Below are 15,833 nucleotides of genomic sequence, written 5' to 3' on the forward strand. Positions count from 1 at the left end.
GGAAATGTGGAGACCCGGGCTGGCGGCCGTGACCGCATCACGCTCACCGGGCTGACCGCCCACGGCCACCACGGGGTGTTCGATCACGAGAAGCGGGACGGCCAGGAATTCACCACGGACGTGGTGGTGCACCTGGACGCCGCCCCCGCCGCGGCCGGCGATCACCTGGAGCACACCGTGAACTACGCACAGGTGGCCGCCACCGTGCTGCAGGTGATCACGGGGGAGTCCCTGGACCTCATCGAGACCGTGGCGGACCGGATCGCCCGTGCCCTGCTGGCCGAGCAGCCGGTGGCCGCCGCCGTGGAGGTGACCGTCCACAAGCCGCACGCGCCCATCGAGGCGGACTTCGCCGATGTGGCCGTCACCGCCTACAGGGACCGCACGTGAGCACCACCGGGCCGGATTCGGTTCTCGACCGGGCCCCTTCAGCCCCCGTGGCCGCCGTCCTGGCCCTCGGGGCCAATCTGGGAGACGCGGCCGCCACCGTGGCGCAGGCGGTCCGGGACCTGCAGGACACGTCGGGCCTCCAGGTGACCGGAGTCTCCCCGGTGGCCAGGACCGGCCCCGTTGGTGGGCCCGAGGGGCAGCCGGACTACCTGAACCTCGTGCTGACGGTGACCACGGGACTCTCCCCCGCGGCCCTGCTCGCGGTGGCCCAGGGGATCGAGGAGGCTCACCACCGCACGCGAGAGGTGCGCTGGGGGCCGCGCACTCTGGACATCGATGTCATCACCTACGGGGACCTGGTCTCTGGGGACCCGGTCCTGACGCTGCCCCACCCGCGGGCCCACCTCCGCGCCTTCGTGCTCGCTCCATGGTCCTGGTTGGAACCGGAGGCCACGCTGTCCGGGGAGCGCGTGGCGGACCTCGCGGCCCAGGCGGAGGACGCTGGCTCGGTCACCCGGGTGCCCGGTGGCGAGGAGCCGGGAGGGCCGGCCTCATGACGGGGATCCGCCCGCTGTGGTTGCTGCTGATCCTGCTCGTCTCCGGCGGACTGGGTTGGGTGGCCGCCCTGGTGGCGGCGGGCGCGGGGGTGGTGGCACCGGTGCTGGTGCGGTCCTCGGTGATCACCCTGGGCTCGGTGGCCGTGTTGGTGCTGCTGCTCGGGATCCGCGTCCAGCGGGACAAGAAGCGCCCGCTCGCGGCGCGGATGAACCCGTTGGTGGCCACCCGTACCCTGGCGCTCGCCCAGGCCGGGGCCTATGCCGGATCGCTGATCGTGGGCTGGCACGGTGGGGTGATGGTGCACCTGACCGCCGCCACGGGATTCGGCACGGCCACCGTGAACGACGCGCTGCTGATGGTGGTCGGGGGGCTGACACTGGTTATCGTGGGGTACATCGTGGAACAGTTCTGCCGGGTGCCCCCTGATGACGGGGCGGACGGCACCACGGACGCATCAGGTCAGCAGGGCGGGCGGAGCCGGCGACGATCCGGTCCCGCCTACGGCCCAGAGGGGGAAGGCGGATATGCCAGGAGTGCCAGAACGAACGACCCGTGACGTGCGCGGCTTCGAGGACGTGGACTGGACCCCGGTATCCCCGAAGCTGGTCCCGGCCCACCTCATGGTGACGATCCTCACGGCGGGAATCGTGACGGTCCTGCTGGCCGTCCCCCTGGTCCTGATGCTGGTGGGGGTCTGGCCCGACTATCCGGCCTGGCTGGCCTGGGCGCTGCCGGCGGTGATGCTGGGGTGGGGCCTGGTCGAGATGATCCTGATCCCACGCCGAGTCCGCGCCATGGGCTACGCCGAGCGGGATGATGACTTCCTGTTCAAGTCCGGGCTCTGGTTCCGGCGCGTGCTGGCGGTGCCCTATGGGCGGCTGCAGTACCTGGACGTCAAGGAGGGCCCCGTGCAGCGGCGCTTCGGCATCCGTTCCCTCGAGCTGCAGACGGCCTCCGCGTCGACCAACGCCACGATCGAGGGCATCCCCGTCGAGGACAGCGAGCGACTGCGTGACGCGTTGATGGCCCGCGGCCAGGCGAGGCTGGCGGGCCTGTGACGGGCGGGCCGACAGAGGAGCCCGAGCAGGAACCGGGGCCCGCGCCGAAGGAGTCCGTGACCGGGGACCGCGCGGAGCGGGGTGGACGGCCGGAGGCGGCCGACGGCGCATGGCACCGAGTGCATCCCATCAGCCCCTGGGTGCGGGGCTGGGTGGTCCTCGTGGCGATGCTGTTCTTCGGCACCCAGTCCTTCGGCGAGGACGCGATCCGCTCCCTGATGGGTCAGGGCGAGTTCGAGGCGGCACGGGGGCTGTGGGTCACCCTGGCCGTCTACGGCGGGATCTTCGTGGTCCTGCTGGTGGTCTACTACTTCTCCTGGCGCTTCACCAAGTACCAGCTCGCGGAGGAGCAGGTCCTGTTGGACACCGGCGTGATCTTCCGCCAGCACCGGCGCGTGCGCTATGACCGCGTGCAGGCCGTGGACATCCGCCAGCCGCTGCTGGCCCGCATCTTCGGCCTGGCCGAGCTCAAGTTCGAGGCCGCGGACGGTGGCTCCACCGCCATGCAGCTCTCCTATGTCAAGGAGGGCGAGGCCCGGATCCTGCGCGCCGAGATCATGGGCCGTGCGGCGGGCATCCGGGCTGGTGCGAGCCCCGAGGCGGCGGCGGACCTCGGCCCTGAAGCGGAGGCCGCAGTGGATGGCCACTCGGCCGGCAGCCATCAGGCCGAAAGTGGTCTGGAGGACGGGGAGCCCAGCGGACCGGCCGGACAGCCGGCGGCTGTGCCGATCCCCGAGGCGCCGGAGCAGGTCATGCTCCGGGTGCCGATCGGCCGGATGCTCGGCGCGCTGTTGCTGTCCACCACCTTCACGGTGATGTTGACCATCCTCGTGGCGATGGTGGTCGGGGCCGCGATCCTGGATGCCGTGATCCCCCAGGAGGGTGAGGACGATTGGTGGTTCATCCTGCTGTTCGCCCTCATCCCCTTCGCCTTCTCCTTCATCGGCGTGCTCTGGTCCGGCTTCAACCGGGGCTACAACTTCACCGTGGCCACCTCCCCGGACGGGATGCGGCTGCGCTACGGCCTGCTGGAGACCTCCCAGCAGACCGTCCCGCCGGGCCGCGTGCAGGCCGTGCGGATCAGCCAGTCCCTGCTGTGGCGGCCCTTCGGCTGGTACAAGGTGGTGGTCAACGTGGCCGGCTACGGTCCCTCCCTGGAGGGCGGATCCGCGGACAAGTCCACGGTGCTGCCGGTCGGCACCCTCGAGGACGTGCTGCGAGTGCTCTCCGTGGTGGTGCCGGATCCGGGACTCGGCCCCGAGGGTTCCCTGAGCGGGCCCGTTCAATCCGAGGACCCTCTGAGCTCTGGGGACGCGGCGGACCCCGCAGGCACCGAGGACATCGCGGCGGTCTTCCGGGAGGGAGTCGCCGGTCTCGGCGAGGGGCAGGGCTTCACCCACTCGCCGCGGCGCGTGTGGTGGCTCGACCCCCTGACCTGGAGGCGCAACGCCTACCGGTCCACCCGGACCATGCTGATGCTGCGGTCCGGGCGGCTGGAGCGCTACCTGCAGCTGATCCCCCACGAGCGGATCCAGTCCGTGGCCCTGCACCAGGGCCCGCTGCTGCGGCGCCTGTCCGTGGCCACGCTCCACTTCCACTCCACACCCGGTCCGGTGGCCCCGCAGTTGGTCCACGCGGATGTCCAGGTCGCGGCCCGGCTGTTCCTCGAGGAGGCGGACATCGCCGCCGTCTCACGGCGTATGCGGGACCGGAACCAGTGGATGCGCCAGGAGGAGCTGGCCCGCTTCGAGCAGCGCACCCGCCAGGTGGTGCAGCAGTGACCGGCCCCGGTACCGGACGGGCAGATCCCTCGGGATCGGTGCCGCAGCAGCGCCCGGGCAGGCTCGGGGTCGGGGTGATCGGCGCCGGCAAGGTCGGCGCCGTGCTCGGGGCGGCCCTGCGCAACGCCGGCCATGCCGTCACGGGCGTGCACGCCGTGTCTGAGGCCTCCCGCACCCGGGCGGAGTCCCTGCTGCCCGAGGTTCCGGTGCTCGAGATCCCCGAGATCCTGCGGCGCTCCGAACTGGTCCTGTTCGCCGTGCCGGACGACGCCCTGCCGGAACTGGTCGGCGGGCTCGCCGAATCCGGCCACTTCCAGGCCGGGCACCTCGTGGTGCACACCTCGGGCCGGCACGGCGTCTCCGTGCTGGACCCGGTGCGAGCTGCCGGGGCCATTCCGCTGGCGATCCACCCCGCCATGTCCTTCACGGGACTGACCCTGGACCTGGCCCGGCTGCAGGACTGCATGTTCGGCGTGACCGCTGACGCCGTGGTGCTGCCGGTGGCCCAAGCCCTCGTGGTGGAGATGGGCGGGGAGCCGGCCGTCATCGCCGAGGCGGATCGCGGGGCCTACCACGCGGCCCTGTCCCATGCCTCGAACCACCTCGTGACCCTGACCTCCCAGGCCGCGCAGATCCTGGCCTCGATCGGCGTGGAACAGACGGATCGGATGCTCGCGCCCCTGATGTCCGCCTCCCTCGAGAACGCCCTGACCTCCGGGGACGGGGCCCTCACCGGACCGGTCGCCCGCGGGGACGTGGGCACGGTGCGCCGGCACCTCGAAGTGCTGGACGGGCTGGTGGGCGAGGGGGCCGGGGAGGGCATCCCGGCCGACGTCGGGCAGGCGTACCGCGCCATGGCCCGGGCGACCGCCCAGCGTGCCCTGGCCCGGGGGGCCCTGTCCGAGGCCACAGTGACCGAACTGCTGGATCTCTTGAGCAACTGACCCATCCGTGAGTGGTCAGTTCCCGTGGCGTACAGAGCCCGGAACACCACGCGATCTGACCACTCACGGTGGGTGCCACCCGCCCGCCTGACTCGTCCGGCCAGTTGGATACGCGGAAGAGCTGACGGGGCCCAGGCCTCTAGACTCGCACCGTGACCCCGCTCGACCGCGCCCCCGACCGCACTCCTGTCCCCGCCGGCACCGGCCTGACCCTGGAGGACGCCACCGTTGACGCGACCCCCGGGACCCCGGGCCCACTGCCGGAGGTGCACACCACCCGCGCCGCGTTCCGGGCGGCGCTCGCGGTGAGAGTACGAGCCGCCGCGGTGAACGGGATCACCGCGCCCACCGTGGGGCTGGTCCCCACCATGGGCGCTCTGCACGGCGGTCACGCGGCGCTGGTGCGCCAGGCCCGTGCGGAGAATGACATCGTCATCGCCTCGGTGTTCGTCAACCCCCTCCAGTTCGGTGACCCCGCCGACCTCGAGCACTACCCTCGCACCCTGGAGGAGGACCGGGAGATCCTCGGCGCAGCGGGCTGCGAGCTGGTCTTCGCCCCGGATGTCGAGGAGATGTACCCCGGGTACCCTGACGCCCCGATCGTCACGGTCAGCGCTGGCCGGATGGGGGAGGTCCTGGAGGGCGCCTCGCGGCCGGGGCATTTCGACGGCGTCTGCACCGTCGTGGCCAAGCTGTGGAACATCACCGCGCCCCCGGCCCCGGCCCGGTTGCGCAGCTACTTCGGCCAGAAGGACGCCCAACAGCTGGCCGTGCTGCGCCGCCTGCAGGCTGACCTGGACATCGCCGTGGAGATCCGTCCGGTGCCGCTCGTCCGGTCCCCGGAGGGGCTGGCCCTCTCCTCCCGGAACACGCGGCTGTCCCCGGAGTCCCTCGAGGCCGCCCTGGTGCTGCACCGCGCCCTGGCCGGGCTGCGCGAGGACGCCGACGCCGGCCGGCCCCTGGGGCTCGAAGCGGCCCGCGCGCTCGTGGAGGCCGAGCCCCTGGCCCGGCTGGACTACCTCGAGATCGTGGACCACGCCACCCTGGAACCGCTCACCGCCGAGCAGCTCGACGCGCCCCTGGAGCAGGAGGCCCTGGCCCTGGTGGCCGCGGCCTTCGAGCCCGTCCGCCTCATCGACAACGTCGTCCTGCCCGTCCCTTGAAGGCCTGGGGGTCGGCGTGTTTAGGGTGAGAGATGACCATGAATGAGACCGCACACGGCGAGAAGAAGCAGACCGTCACCCGGACCATCGAAGCCCCGGCACAGGACATCTTTCAGGTCCTGACCCTGCCGGCCCGTCACCAGGAGTTCGACGGGTCCGAGATGGTGCGCGCGGATGAGAAGTCCCAGCGCATCCAGCAGGTGGGCGACACGTTCGTGATGAACATGCACGCCGAGTCCCAGGGCGGTGACTACCGGCGTGAGAACCACGTGGTGGCCTATGACGAGAACAAGCTCGTGGGCTGGAAGCCGGCTCCGTTGGGCGAGGAGCCGAAGGGTTGGCAGTGGGTGTACCAGCTGGAGTCCCTGGACCGGGACACCACGGAGGTCTCCCTGACGTACGACTGGTCCCAGGTCACCGACCAGGACCTGCTGGCGAAGAACATCTTCCCGGCCATCACCGAGGAACAGATGGACACCTCCCTGGCCCGGCTGCAGTCCCTGGTCTGATCCTGCCCGGGCACCACCGCTAGGATCGGGGGAACGCCGGACCGGCCCCTGCCGGCCCGGCGCCCATGGTGACCGGTCCGCGCGGGCCGGGCGCCGCCGTCGTGCCCCGGAACTGCCAAGGAGCCCTTCAGTGACTGAGACCAGCCAGCCGACCGCCCGCGAGGATCTGTACCGGCACGTGAACGGTGCCTGGCTGGAGTCCAACTCGATCCCCGCCGATCAGGGTGCCTACGGTGCCTTCATGGAGCTGAGGGACGCCTCGGAACTGGCCGTGCGGCACCTCGCCGAGGACGCCGCCGCCCCCTTCTGGTCCGGTCCCGGTGCGGAGGCCGAGTCCGAGCCCTTCACGGCGGCGGCGGATGACGCCGGCGCCCGCCGCCGGATCGGTGCCCTCTACGCCTCCTTCATGGATGAGTCCGGAGTGGAGGACCGTGGGCTGGAGCCGATCGTGGCGGAACTGGCCGAGATCGAGTCCGTCTCCACGCCGGAGGAGTTCATCAGGCTCTCCGGTCAGCTCCAACGGACCGGCGTCAGCGGCCTGATCGGCACCGGTGCGCTGAACGACGCCGGCAATCCCGAGCGCATGCTGCTGCATCTCATCCAGGATGGCCTGGGCCTGCCGGACGAGTCCTACTACCGCGAGGAGAAGTTCGCGGGCCTGGTCGCGGACTACCGCCAGCACGTGGACAACCTCTTCATGCTCGCCGGCATCGGCGGAGACCGGGACGAGGCGCAGCGGGACGCGGACCTGGTGGTGGACCTCGAGACCAGGATCGCGGCAGCGCATTGGGACGTGGTCAGGGTCCGGGACGCCGTGGCGCGCTACAACCTGATGGAGCGGACCGCCCTGCTCGACTCCTTCCCCCTGGCCGGTCCCTGGCTCGAGGGAGTCGGCGCCACGGGGCCGCGCAGCGAGGAGATCGTGGCGTGGCAGCCGGACTTCCTGGCCGCGATGCAGCAGCTGCTGGTGAGTGAGGACCTCGAGACGTGGAAGCGTTGGCTCCAGCTCCAGCTGCTGCGCTCAGCCGCGCCCTACCTCACCGAGGCCTTCGTCCAGGAGAACTTCGAGTTCTACGGCCGCAAGATCGCCGGGACGGAGGAGGTCCGGCCCCGCTGGAAGCGCGGCGTCTCCTTCGTCAACGGGGCCGTGGGGGAGGACGTGGGCCGGCTGTACGTGGCCAAGCACTACCCGGCCGGTCACCAGGCCGCCATGGACGGGCTGATCTCCGCCCTGACCGAGGCCTACCGTCGCTCGATCGGCACCCTGGACTGGATGGGGGAGGACACCCGGCAGAAGGCCCTGGAGAAGCTCTCCATGTTCAACCCCATGGTGGGCTTCCCCGTGAAGTGGATCGACTACTCCACTCTGTCCGTGGACCCCACGGACCTGATCGCCAACGTCCGCGCGGCGAACGCCTTCGAGTTCGAGCGGGACCTGGCCAAGATCGAGACCGGACCGGACCCGGAGGAATGGCACATGACCCCGCAGACGGTCAATGCCTACTATTCCCCGCTGGAGAACGCCATCGTGTTCCCGGCCGCCATCCTGCAGAACCCCTTCTTCGATCCGGGCCGGCTGGCCGCGGAGAATTTCGGGGCGATCGGCGCGGTGATCGGCCATGAGATCGGCCATGGCTTCGATGACCAGGGCTCGCAGTACGCTGGGGACGGCTCCCTGCAGAACTGGTGGACGGACGCGGACCGCGCGGCCTTCGAGGAGCGCACGGCCCGGCTGGTGGACCAGTACGAGGTGCTGCACCCCGCAGAGGCCCCCGAACACCACGTCAACGGCCATCTCACCCTCGGGGAGAACATCGGGGACCTGGGCGGGCTCGGCATCGCCTACCGGGCATTGGGCATCTGGAGGGAGGAGCACTCCGCCGGCCTGGCAGGTCCCGCGGACGGCTCCGAACCCGGGCCGGTCGGGGAGGACCAGGAGCAGCAGGCGGCCCTGGAGCAGGACCGCGCCTTCTTCGCGTCCTGGGCGGAGTGCTGGCGGCAGTTGACGCGCACCGAGACCGCGATCACCCGCATCACCTCGGACCCGCACTCCCCGAACGAGTTCCGCTGCAACCAGGTGGTGAGGAACCTGGACGCATTCCATGCGGCCTACGGCACCGAGCCGGGGGACCCGATGTGGTTGGACCCTCAGGAGCGCGTCACGATCTGGTAGACCGTCACCGCCCCGCATGGTCGCCGGGCCAGGCAACGTAGACTGGATGACCGTGAGCACGGACAACCCGGCCAGCGCGGCCAACAGCACTGACCAGCGCCAGGTGCGCCATGACAAGCGAGACGAGATCCTGGACTCGGGCCGGCAGGCCTACCCGGTGACCGTGGGGCGCACCCACTCCCTGGGCCAGGTCCGCACGGCCCATCCCGATGTGGAACCCGGCACAGAGACCGGCGAGACCGTCGGGATCGCCGGCCGCGTGGTGTTCCTGCGGAACACCGGCAAGCTGTGCTTCGCCACACTCCAGGAAGGCGGTGTGGGGGACGAGGCCGGCGAGGGCGTCCGCCTGCAGGTCATGGTCTCCCTGGCGAAGGTCGGCGAGGAGTCCCTCGCGGACTGGAAGCGCCTCGTGGACCTCGGCGACCACGTGGCCGTGAGTGGCGAGGTCATCGCCTCCCGCCGTGGCGAGCTGTCCATCATGGCCGACTCCTGGCAGATGGCCTCCAAGGCGCTACGACCGCTGCCCGTGCTGCACGCCGAGCTCAACGAGGAGACCCGCGTACGCCAGCGCTACGCGGACCTGATCGTCCGGCCGGAGGCCCGCAAGATGGTGCACGATCGCGCCGCCATCGTCCGGTCGATCCGCTCCACGCTCGAGTCCCACGACTACGTGGAGGTCGAGACCCCGATGCTGCAACTCGTCCACGGCGGTGCCCACGCACGTCCGTTCGAGACACATCTGAACGCCTTCGACCAGCCCATGACGATGCGCATCGCCCTGGAGCTCTACCTCAAGCGCGCCGTGGTCGGAGGCATCGACCGGGTCTACGAGATCGGCCGGGTGTTCCGGAACGAGGGCGTGGACTCCACGCACTCTCCCGAGTTCACGATGCTGGAGTGCTACGAGGCCTGGGCGGACATGTACGTGATGGCCGATCGGATGAAGCAGGTCATCCTCGACGCCGCTGACGCCGTGGGTGCCGGACGCACCCTGGAGACGCCGAACGGTACCGCGGACCTGAGCGGGGACTGGGCCTGGCTCGAGGTCTACCCGGGGCTGTCCGAGGCCGTGGGGCGTGAGATCACCCCGGACACCTCTGCGGAGGAGCTCCGCGCCGTGGCCGAGGAGCACCAGGTCTCCTTCGACCCGTTCTGGGACGCGGAGAAGCTGGTCATCGAGCTCTTCGGCGAGATCGTCGAGCCCACCCTGGTCAACCCCACCTTTGTCTACAACTACCCTCCGGCCGCTCAGCCGCTGGCGCGTCCGCACCGAGATCAGCCGGGCGTCATCGAGGCTTGGGACCTGATCATCGGGGGCATGGAGCGGGGTACCGCGTTCTCCGAGCTGATCGATCCGGTGATCCAGCGCGAGCGGCTCGAGTCACAGTCCCGGGCTGCGGCCGCGGGGGATGACGAGGCCATGCAGCTGGACGAGGACTTCCTGCGGGCGCTCGAGTACGGCGCCCCACCCATGGGGGGCATCGGGCTGGGGATCGACCGCCTGGTGATGCTGTTCACCGGGGCGGGAATCAGGGAGACGATCCTGTTCCCGCTGCTCAAGCCCGAGGCCCCCGAGGGCGGACACTGATGGACGCCTTCTGGGACTACTTCTCCGTTCTGGCCCCTTCGGTGGGTCTGGCCCTGATCTTCTGGTTGGTCATGCGCTCCGTGTTCCGGGTGGACACCGGTGAGCGCCAGGCGAAGGCGGAGCACGAGGAGCGCGAGGCACGCCAGTGGGCCAGCGAGCGGGCCGGCCGGACCTCGCCGGGTGCGGGATCCGGCGCGGGGACGCCGCCGGCAAAAGACCAAGAATGAGGATATACCGCACACTGTAGTCATATTGACTCCCTGTGAGTTTGCCCGGAATAGTGCCCCCGAGGCCTTTCGGAGTTGAACATTCTAGAATCGATGTGAATACTCAGATCTGGGAATTGCAGCATTGAGTCTGATTCCTTATTGCTCCGTGGGGCATCTGAGTTCAATCCTCGATGTAAACGATGCTCCTGGTTGAGGGAATGACAACAACGAGGGGGAACCTTGGCGCAGAAGGTGGAAGTGGTCTTGGTGGACGATCTGGACGGTAGCCCGGCCGATGAAACCGTCCAGTTCTCTTTGGACGGACGCCATTATGAAATCGATTTGTCGACCGAGCATTCCAAGGAGCTCCGGTCGACCCTGAAGGGGTACATCCGGAAGGCCCGAGCCGTCGCTCCGCCGGCCCCCGCCAACGAGGCGGCAAGGATCCGCGAATGGGCCGCCGAGAACGGTTATGAGGTGTCCCGCCGGGGGCGGTTGCACCGGGACGTGGTGGAGGCGTACCGAAACGCCAAGAAGTAACTGGCCCGCCGTTCGGCGCGCCGGGACCCGGAACAAGACTCGGGCGGCTGTTCTCCCAGTGGCGAACAGCCGCCCGAAGTCGTCTGACGGTGCGTAGCATCGACACCACAGTCAGCAAGGAGTGTGCCCAAATGTTTGAGAGATTCACGGACCGCGCCCGGCGGGTGGTGGTGCTCGCGCAGGAAGAGGCGCGCATGCTCAACCACAGCTACATCGGTACCGAGCACATCCTGCTCGGTCTGATCCACGAAGGCGAAGGAGTGGCCGCCAAGGCCCTCGAGTCGCTCAACATCTCCCTGGGCGCCGTGCGCGAGCAGGTCCAGGAAATCATCGGTCAGGGTCAGCAGACCCCCTCCGGTCATATCCCGTTCACGCCGAGGGCCAAGAAGGTCTTGGAGCTCTCCCTGCGGGAGGCTCTGCAGCTCGGCCACAACTACATCGGTACCGAGCACATCCTCCTCGGCCTCATCCGCGAGGGTGAGGGCGTGGCCGCCCAGGTCCTCGTGAAGCTCGGCGCCGACCTGAACAGGGTCCGCCAGACCGTCATCCAGTTGCTGTCCGGCTACCAGGGTGGCGCCGGCGGCAAGGAGACGGCCGGAGCCGGCGTCTCGGCCGGCGGCCAGTCCGAGGGGGCCCCGGCGGGTTCCGTGGTGCTGGACCAGTTCGGCCGCAACCTGACCGCCGCCGCGCGGGAGGGGAACCTGGACCCGGTCATCGGCCGTTCCCAGGAGATGGAGCGGGTCATGCAGGTGCTGTCCCGACGCACCAAGAACAACCCCGTTCTCATCGGCGAGCCCGGCGTCGGCAAGACGGCGGTCGTGGAGGGCCTGGCCCAGGCGATCGTGCGCAATGACGTCCCCGAGACGCTCCTGGAGAAGCAGCTGTACACGCTGGACCTGGGCTCACTCGTGGCCGGTTCTCGCTACCGCGGTGACTTCGAGGAGCGCCTGAAGAAGGTACTCAAGGAGATCCGGACCCGCGGGGACATCATCCTGTTCATCGACGAGATCCACACCCTCGTGGGTGCTGGTGCGGCAGAGGGGGCCATCGACGCGGCCTCGATCCTCAAGCCGATGTTGGCCCGCGGAGAGTTGCAGACCATCGGCGCCACCACGCTGGACGAGTACCGCAAGCACATCGAGAAGGACGCGGCCCTGGAGCGTCGGTTCCAGCCGATCCAGGTCGATGAGCCTTCTGTCGAGGAGACCACGGAGATCCTCCGGGGCCTGCGTGACCGCTACGAGGCCCACCACCGCGTCTCCATCACGGACGGTGCCCTGAAGGCGGCGGCCTCCCTGGCGGACCGGTATGTCTCGGACCGGTTCCTGCCGGACAAGGCCATCGATCTCATCGACGAGGCCGGTGCCCGCCTGCGCATCAAGCGGATGACCACTCCGCCGGAGATCAAGGAGTACGAGGCCCGTATCGCGGAGGTCCGCGCCGAGAAGGAGGCGGCCATCGACGGCCAGGACTTCGAGGGAGCGGCCAACCTGCGGGACGCGGAGCAGAAGCTCACGGACGAGCGCAACCAGAGGGAAGAGGAGTGGCGCACCTCTGTCTCGGAGGGTATCGCCGAGGTGGATGACGATCTCATCGCCGAGGTGCTCTCCACCTCCACCGGCATCCCCGTGTTCAAGCTCACCGAGGAGGAGACGGACCGCCTGCGCAACATGGAGTCCGAGCTGCACCACCGGGTCATCGGCCAGAACGAGGCGATCGCGTCCCTGTCCCAGGCCATCCGCCGTACCCGGGCCGGTCTCAAGGACCCGAACCGCCCCTCCGGCTCGTTCATCTTCGCCGGCCCCACGGGCGTCGGCAAGACCGAGCTCGCCAAGGCGCTGGCCGAGTTCCTGTTCGGTGATGAGGAGGCCCTCATCACCCTGGACATGTCCGAGTTCCAGGAGAAGCACACGGTCTCCAGGCTCTTCGGTGCCCCTCCCGGATACGTGGGATACGAGGAGGGCGGCCAGCTGACGGAGAAGGTCCGCCGCAGGCCCTTCTCCGTGGTGCTGTTCGACGAGGTCGAGAAGGCCCACGCAGACCTGTTCAACTCGTTGCTGCAGATCCTGGAGGACGGCCGTCTGACCGATTCCCAGGGCCGAGTGGTCGACTTCAAGAACACCGTGATCATCATGACCACGAACCTGGGCACCAAGGACATCTCCAAGGGCGTCATGACGGGCTTCCAATCCGCCGCGGACACCCAGACGGGCTATGACCGGATGAAGGGCAAGGTCCAGGAGGAGCTGCGCCAGCACTTCCGGCCGGAGTTCCTCAACCGCGTGGATGACGTGATCGTCTTCCCGCAGCTGTCCAAGGGCGAGATCGTGCAGATCGTGGACCTGTTCGTGGCGCGCCTGCAGAAGCGGCTGGACGAGCAGGATCTCACGATCACGTTGTCCACGCCGGCCAAGGAGTTCCTGGCCGACCGGGGGTATGATCCGGCCATGGGCGCCCGCCCGCTGCGCCGGACCATCCAGCACCTCGTGGAGGACCAGCTCTCGGAGCGGATCCTCTTCGGGGAGATCACGCCTGGCTCGGCCATCAGCGTGGACCTGGAGGGCGAGGGCGAGACGGGGAAGCTGACGTTCAGCGTCTCCCAACAGCCAGCGGCCCTGGACCCCGCCCCCGAGCACGGGGAGATCGAGGCGACTGCCGACCAGTAGGAGGGAGTTCCCTGATTGATCAGGCGTTGATCAGGGGATTCCCAGCCTGCAGGCTTGATCGCAGAGGCCCACGACCCTTAGGTTGGGGACATCGCCGAATGGCGGTACGGAGGGGCCGACGCGGTACTCGCCGTCTTCCCGATCTTAGGAGTCACTCATGTCCTTCGCAGACAATCTCGGAAACCTGGCCAACGAGCACGGCGACAAGATCAACGAGGTCGTTGACGGCGCGCAGGAGCAGCACGGCGACAAGCTGGGCGAGCACGGCGACAAGATCAACGAGGTCGTTGACGGCGGACAGGAGAAGTTCCTCGGCGGCCAGAACGACGGCGAGCAGAACAACAACGAGAACTGATCCGGCTTGGGCATGAGCCCGACCGCGAGATGTAGCGGCACCTGATGCCGAAAGGACCCGCCCCCTCCGGGGCGGGTCCTTTGCTGTCCCGGACAGGGCCCGCCTTGCCGTCCTAGACTGAACCGATGGACTCCACCGAACTACTCATCCGGCCGGCACGGACCCAAGACGTCCAAGCCATCCGATCCCTTGTGGAGCCACTGGCCCGGGAGAGGGTGTTGCTGCAGAAGGAGGCAGTGGCCTACTACGAGGCCATTCAGGAGTTCGAGGTGGCCGAGGCCCCGGACGCCTCCCTCGCGGGGTTCGGAGCGCTGCACGTGATCTGGGAGGACATCGCCGAGGTGCGCACCCTGGCCACGTCCGGAGCGTGGCGTGGCCAGGGGGTCGGCCATCTGATCCTGGACCGCCTCCTCGAGCGGGCCCGGGCGGTGGGGGTGTCACGGGTGTTCTGCCTGACCTTCGAGGTCGAGTTCTTCACTCGACACGGCTTCACCGTCATGGCCGATCAGTCCGCCGTGGACCCGGAGGTCTACTCCGAGCTGCTCCGCTCCCAGGACGAGGGTGTGGCGGAGTTCCTGGACCTCGCCCGGGTCAAGCCGAACACGCTCGGCAACACCCGCATGATCATCCGGCTGGACGGCGGAGAGTGAAGGGCAGTCCGGGGGTGCCGGGCCGGGCCCGGACATGATTGACTGGCTGGTGATGCGCCGGCGTCAGCCGACCGCACGCCGAAGCGAGGAGGAACATATGGGTACCGGAGACCGCTTTGAGAGCAAGACCGAAGAGCTGAAGGGCCAGGCCAAGCAGGGTCTGGGCGAGGCCACGGACAACGATCGACTCAAGAATGAGGGCCGCGCCGACGAAGCGAAGGCCGGCCTGAAGGACAAGGTCGAGGACGTCAAGGACGCGGCCAAGGATCTCTTCGGCGGAAACAACAAGTAGACCGCTCACGAATGGGCCCGGGCCCCGGTTCAGCCAGGCAGGCTGAGCAGGGGTTCCGGGCCTTCGTCGTCCCGTGAGGCCAGGCCGTCCGCAAGAAGACCGGCCACACAGCGCTCGAACTGGGCCGAGTCCGGGCGGTGAGCACCCAGGGTCCCGGCTGCTGCGGCGCGCTCGGGGATCTCGCCGAGGGGGACCCGACCGGCATCCCTGAGCAGGGCCATGATGGCACCGCGGACCTGACGGTCGGTGCCCGCCCAGGCCTGCCCGGTGGGTCTGTAGTGCGGCTCGGGCATGCCGGCCTCGCGCCAGGCGCAGACCTCGGCCACGGGGCACTGTCCACAGCGCGGGGAGCGCGCGGTGCAGATCAGGGCGCCCAGTTCCATCACGGACGCGTTCCACCGGCAGGCCTCATCCGGCTCGCCGGGCATGAGATCTCGGGCCAGGTCCATCTCGGCCGCGGTGAGGGACTTCTCCGGCAGGGCGCGGCCCGAGACCAGCCGGGCGTGAACCCGGCGGATGTTCGTGTCCACCACCACCTCCGGGCGGCCGAAGGCGAAGCAGGCGACGGCGGCGGCCGTGTAGGTGCCCACACCCGGCAGGGCCAGCAGTTCCGGAGCGGTGTCCGGGACCATGTTGCCGTGCCGCCCCGCGATCTGCGCGGCCGCGGCCTGCAGGCGGAGGGCCCGGCGGGGGTAGCCCAGCCTGCCCCAGGCGCGGATCACCTCGGCGGGGGGCTCTGCGGCGAGGTCCCGTGGTGTGGGCCAGCGTTCCATCCAGGCCGTCCAGACGGGTAACACCCGGACCACGGGGGTCTGCTGCAGCATGATCTCACTGACCAGGACCCCCCATGCACCGCACTCGGGTTCGCGCCACGGCAGCGCACGGCCCTCGGACTCGAACCAGCCGTTGATGCGCCGGTGCAGGGTGGCGGTGATGACCGGCGTAGACATGCCGTCC

Annotated in this window: 17 protein-coding genes; 16 read left to right on the top strand and 1 reads right to left on the bottom strand. The window is 69.3% G+C overall.

What is annotated here, in order from left to right; translation table 11 throughout:
• The first annotated feature begins 6 nt into the window (after positions 1-6).
• The 16 genes from folB to IMT31_RS09080 all read left to right on the top strand — a co-directional run bounded on the left by folB (position 7) and on the right by IMT31_RS09080 (position 14,876).
• Positions 7-390 carry a dihydroneopterin aldolase gene (gene folB / locus IMT31_RS09005; RefSeq protein ID WP_345357338.1) on the top strand — a complete coding sequence of 128 codons (384 nt, stop codon included), beginning with the start codon at positions 7-9 and terminating at the stop codon, positions 388-390.
• Positions 387-947: a 2-amino-4-hydroxy-6-hydroxymethyldihydropteridine diphosphokinase gene (gene folK / locus IMT31_RS09010; RefSeq protein ID WP_413542506.1), complete on the top strand. Its 561-nt coding sequence runs from the start codon at positions 387-389 to the stop codon at positions 945-947. The genes folB and folK overlap by 4 nt, the downstream gene beginning before the upstream one ends.
• Positions 944-1,504, top strand: coding sequence for a DUF3180 domain-containing protein (locus tag IMT31_RS09015; protein ID WP_345357344.1), 561 nt, complete (start codon positions 944-946; stop codon positions 1,502-1,504). Before folK ends, IMT31_RS09015 begins: the two co-directional genes overlap by 4 nt.
• Positions 1,473-2,006: a PH domain-containing protein gene (locus tag IMT31_RS09020; protein WP_378109314.1), complete on the top strand. Its 534-nt coding sequence runs from the start codon at positions 1,473-1,475 to the stop codon at positions 2,004-2,006. Before IMT31_RS09015 ends, IMT31_RS09020 begins: the two co-directional genes overlap by 32 nt.
• A gap of 56 nt (positions 2,007-2,062) precedes the next feature.
• Positions 2,063-3,787 carry a PH domain-containing protein gene (locus tag IMT31_RS09025; RefSeq protein ID WP_413542507.1) on the top strand — a complete coding sequence of 575 codons (1,725 nt, stop codon included), beginning with the start codon at positions 2,063-2,065 and terminating at the stop codon, positions 3,785-3,787.
• Positions 3,784-4,731 (top strand): Rossmann-like and DUF2520 domain-containing protein, encoded by a 948-nt coding sequence (locus IMT31_RS09030; RefSeq protein ID WP_413542508.1) that lies wholly within the window; start codon positions 3,784-3,786, stop codon positions 4,729-4,731. Before IMT31_RS09025 ends, IMT31_RS09030 begins: the two co-directional genes overlap by 4 nt.
• Positions 4,732-4,883: 152 nt before the next feature.
• Positions 4,884-5,894, top strand: a complete 1,011-nt coding sequence (gene panC / locus IMT31_RS09035; protein ID WP_413542509.1) for a pantoate--beta-alanine ligase — start codon at positions 4,884-4,886, stop codon at positions 5,892-5,894.
• A 38-nt stretch (positions 5,895-5,932) separates the two neighbouring features.
• Positions 5,933-6,403 carry an SRPBCC family protein gene (locus IMT31_RS09040; protein WP_378109313.1) on the top strand — a complete coding sequence of 157 codons (471 nt, stop codon included), beginning with the start codon at positions 5,933-5,935 and terminating at the stop codon, positions 6,401-6,403.
• 130 nt (positions 6,404-6,533) lie between these two features.
• A complete protein-coding gene (locus tag IMT31_RS09045) occupies positions 6,534-8,576 on the top strand; it encodes a M13 family metallopeptidase (protein ID WP_413542510.1) in 2,043 nt (680 codons plus the stop codon).
• Positions 8,577-8,622: 46 nt separating this feature from the next.
• Positions 8,623-10,164, top strand: a complete 1,542-nt coding sequence (lysS, locus tag IMT31_RS09050) for a lysine--tRNA ligase (RefSeq protein ID WP_345357365.1) — start codon at positions 8,623-8,625, stop codon at positions 10,162-10,164.
• Positions 10,164-10,391, top strand: a complete 228-nt coding sequence (locus IMT31_RS09055; RefSeq protein WP_345357368.1) for a hypothetical protein — start codon at positions 10,164-10,166, stop codon at positions 10,389-10,391. Before lysS ends, IMT31_RS09055 begins: the two co-directional genes overlap by 1 nt.
• Positions 10,392-10,613: 222 nt before the next feature.
• On the top strand, positions 10,614-10,913 hold the full coding sequence (locus IMT31_RS09060; protein ID WP_345357371.1) for an Lsr2 family protein: 300 nt from the start codon (positions 10,614-10,616) through the stop codon (positions 10,911-10,913).
• A gap of 131 nt (positions 10,914-11,044) precedes the next feature.
• On the top strand, positions 11,045-13,579 hold the full coding sequence (locus tag IMT31_RS09065; protein ID WP_345357374.1) for an ATP-dependent Clp protease ATP-binding subunit: 2,535 nt from the start codon (positions 11,045-11,047) through the stop codon (positions 13,577-13,579).
• A 157-nt stretch (positions 13,580-13,736) separates the two neighbouring features.
• On the top strand, positions 13,737-13,934 hold the full coding sequence (locus IMT31_RS09070) for a hypothetical protein (RefSeq protein ID WP_345357377.1): 198 nt from the start codon (positions 13,737-13,739) through the stop codon (positions 13,932-13,934).
• 125 nt (positions 13,935-14,059) lie between these two features.
• Complete coding sequence (locus IMT31_RS09075) at positions 14,060-14,584, top strand: amino-acid N-acetyltransferase (RefSeq protein ID WP_345357380.1); 525 nt, start codon at positions 14,060-14,062, stop codon at positions 14,582-14,584.
• Positions 14,585-14,618: 34 nt separating this feature from the next.
• On the top strand, positions 14,619-14,876 hold the full coding sequence (locus IMT31_RS09080) for a CsbD family protein (RefSeq protein ID WP_413542511.1): 258 nt from the start codon (positions 14,619-14,621) through the stop codon (positions 14,874-14,876).
• A 29-nt stretch (positions 14,877-14,905) separates the two neighbouring features.
• On the opposite strand, the gene IMT31_RS09085 is transcribed toward IMT31_RS09080, so the two are convergent.
• A complete protein-coding gene (locus IMT31_RS09085; RefSeq protein ID WP_413542512.1) occupies positions 14,906-15,826 on the bottom strand; it encodes an A/G-specific adenine glycosylase in 921 nt (306 codons plus the stop codon).
• Positions 15,827-15,833: the final 7 nt, after the last annotated feature.

Source organism: Citricoccus nitrophenolicus (assembly GCF_047305825.1).
GTDB lineage: Bacteria > Actinomycetota > Actinomycetes > Actinomycetales > Micrococcaceae > Citricoccus > Citricoccus nitrophenolicus.

What these genes read in the sequence shown, in the direction of transcription:
- IMT31_RS09020 (WP_378109314.1), top strand. Translation starts at nt 1,473, where the DNA reads ATGCCAGGAGTGCCAGAACGAACGACCCGTGACGTGCGCGGCTTCGAG.
- lysS (WP_345357365.1), top strand. Translation starts at nt 8,623, where the DNA reads ATGACCGTGAGCACGGACAACCCGGCCAGCGCGGCCAACAGCACTGAC.
- IMT31_RS09015 (WP_345357344.1), top strand. Translation starts at nt 944, where the DNA reads ATGACGGGGATCCGCCCGCTGTGGTTGCTGCTGATCCTGCTCGTCTCC.
- IMT31_RS09080 (WP_413542511.1), top strand. Translation starts at nt 14,619, where the DNA reads ATGATTGACTGGCTGGTGATGCGCCGGCGTCAGCCGACCGCACGCCGA.
- IMT31_RS09065 (WP_345357374.1), top strand. Translation starts at nt 11,045, where the DNA reads ATGTTTGAGAGATTCACGGACCGCGCCCGGCGGGTGGTGGTGCTCGCG.
- IMT31_RS09070 (WP_345357377.1), top strand. Translation starts at nt 13,737, where the DNA reads ATGTCCTTCGCAGACAATCTCGGAAACCTGGCCAACGAGCACGGCGAC.
- IMT31_RS09085 (WP_413542512.1), bottom strand. Translation starts at nt 15,826, where the DNA reads ATGTCTACGCCGGTCATCACCGCCACCCTGCACCGGCGCATCAACGGC.
- IMT31_RS09040 (WP_378109313.1), top strand. Translation starts at nt 5,933, where the DNA reads ATGAATGAGACCGCACACGGCGAGAAGAAGCAGACCGTCACCCGGACC.
- IMT31_RS09055 (WP_345357368.1), top strand. Translation starts at nt 10,164, where the DNA reads ATGGACGCCTTCTGGGACTACTTCTCCGTTCTGGCCCCTTCGGTGGGT.
- IMT31_RS09075 (WP_345357380.1), top strand. Translation starts at nt 14,060, where the DNA reads ATGGACTCCACCGAACTACTCATCCGGCCGGCACGGACCCAAGACGTC.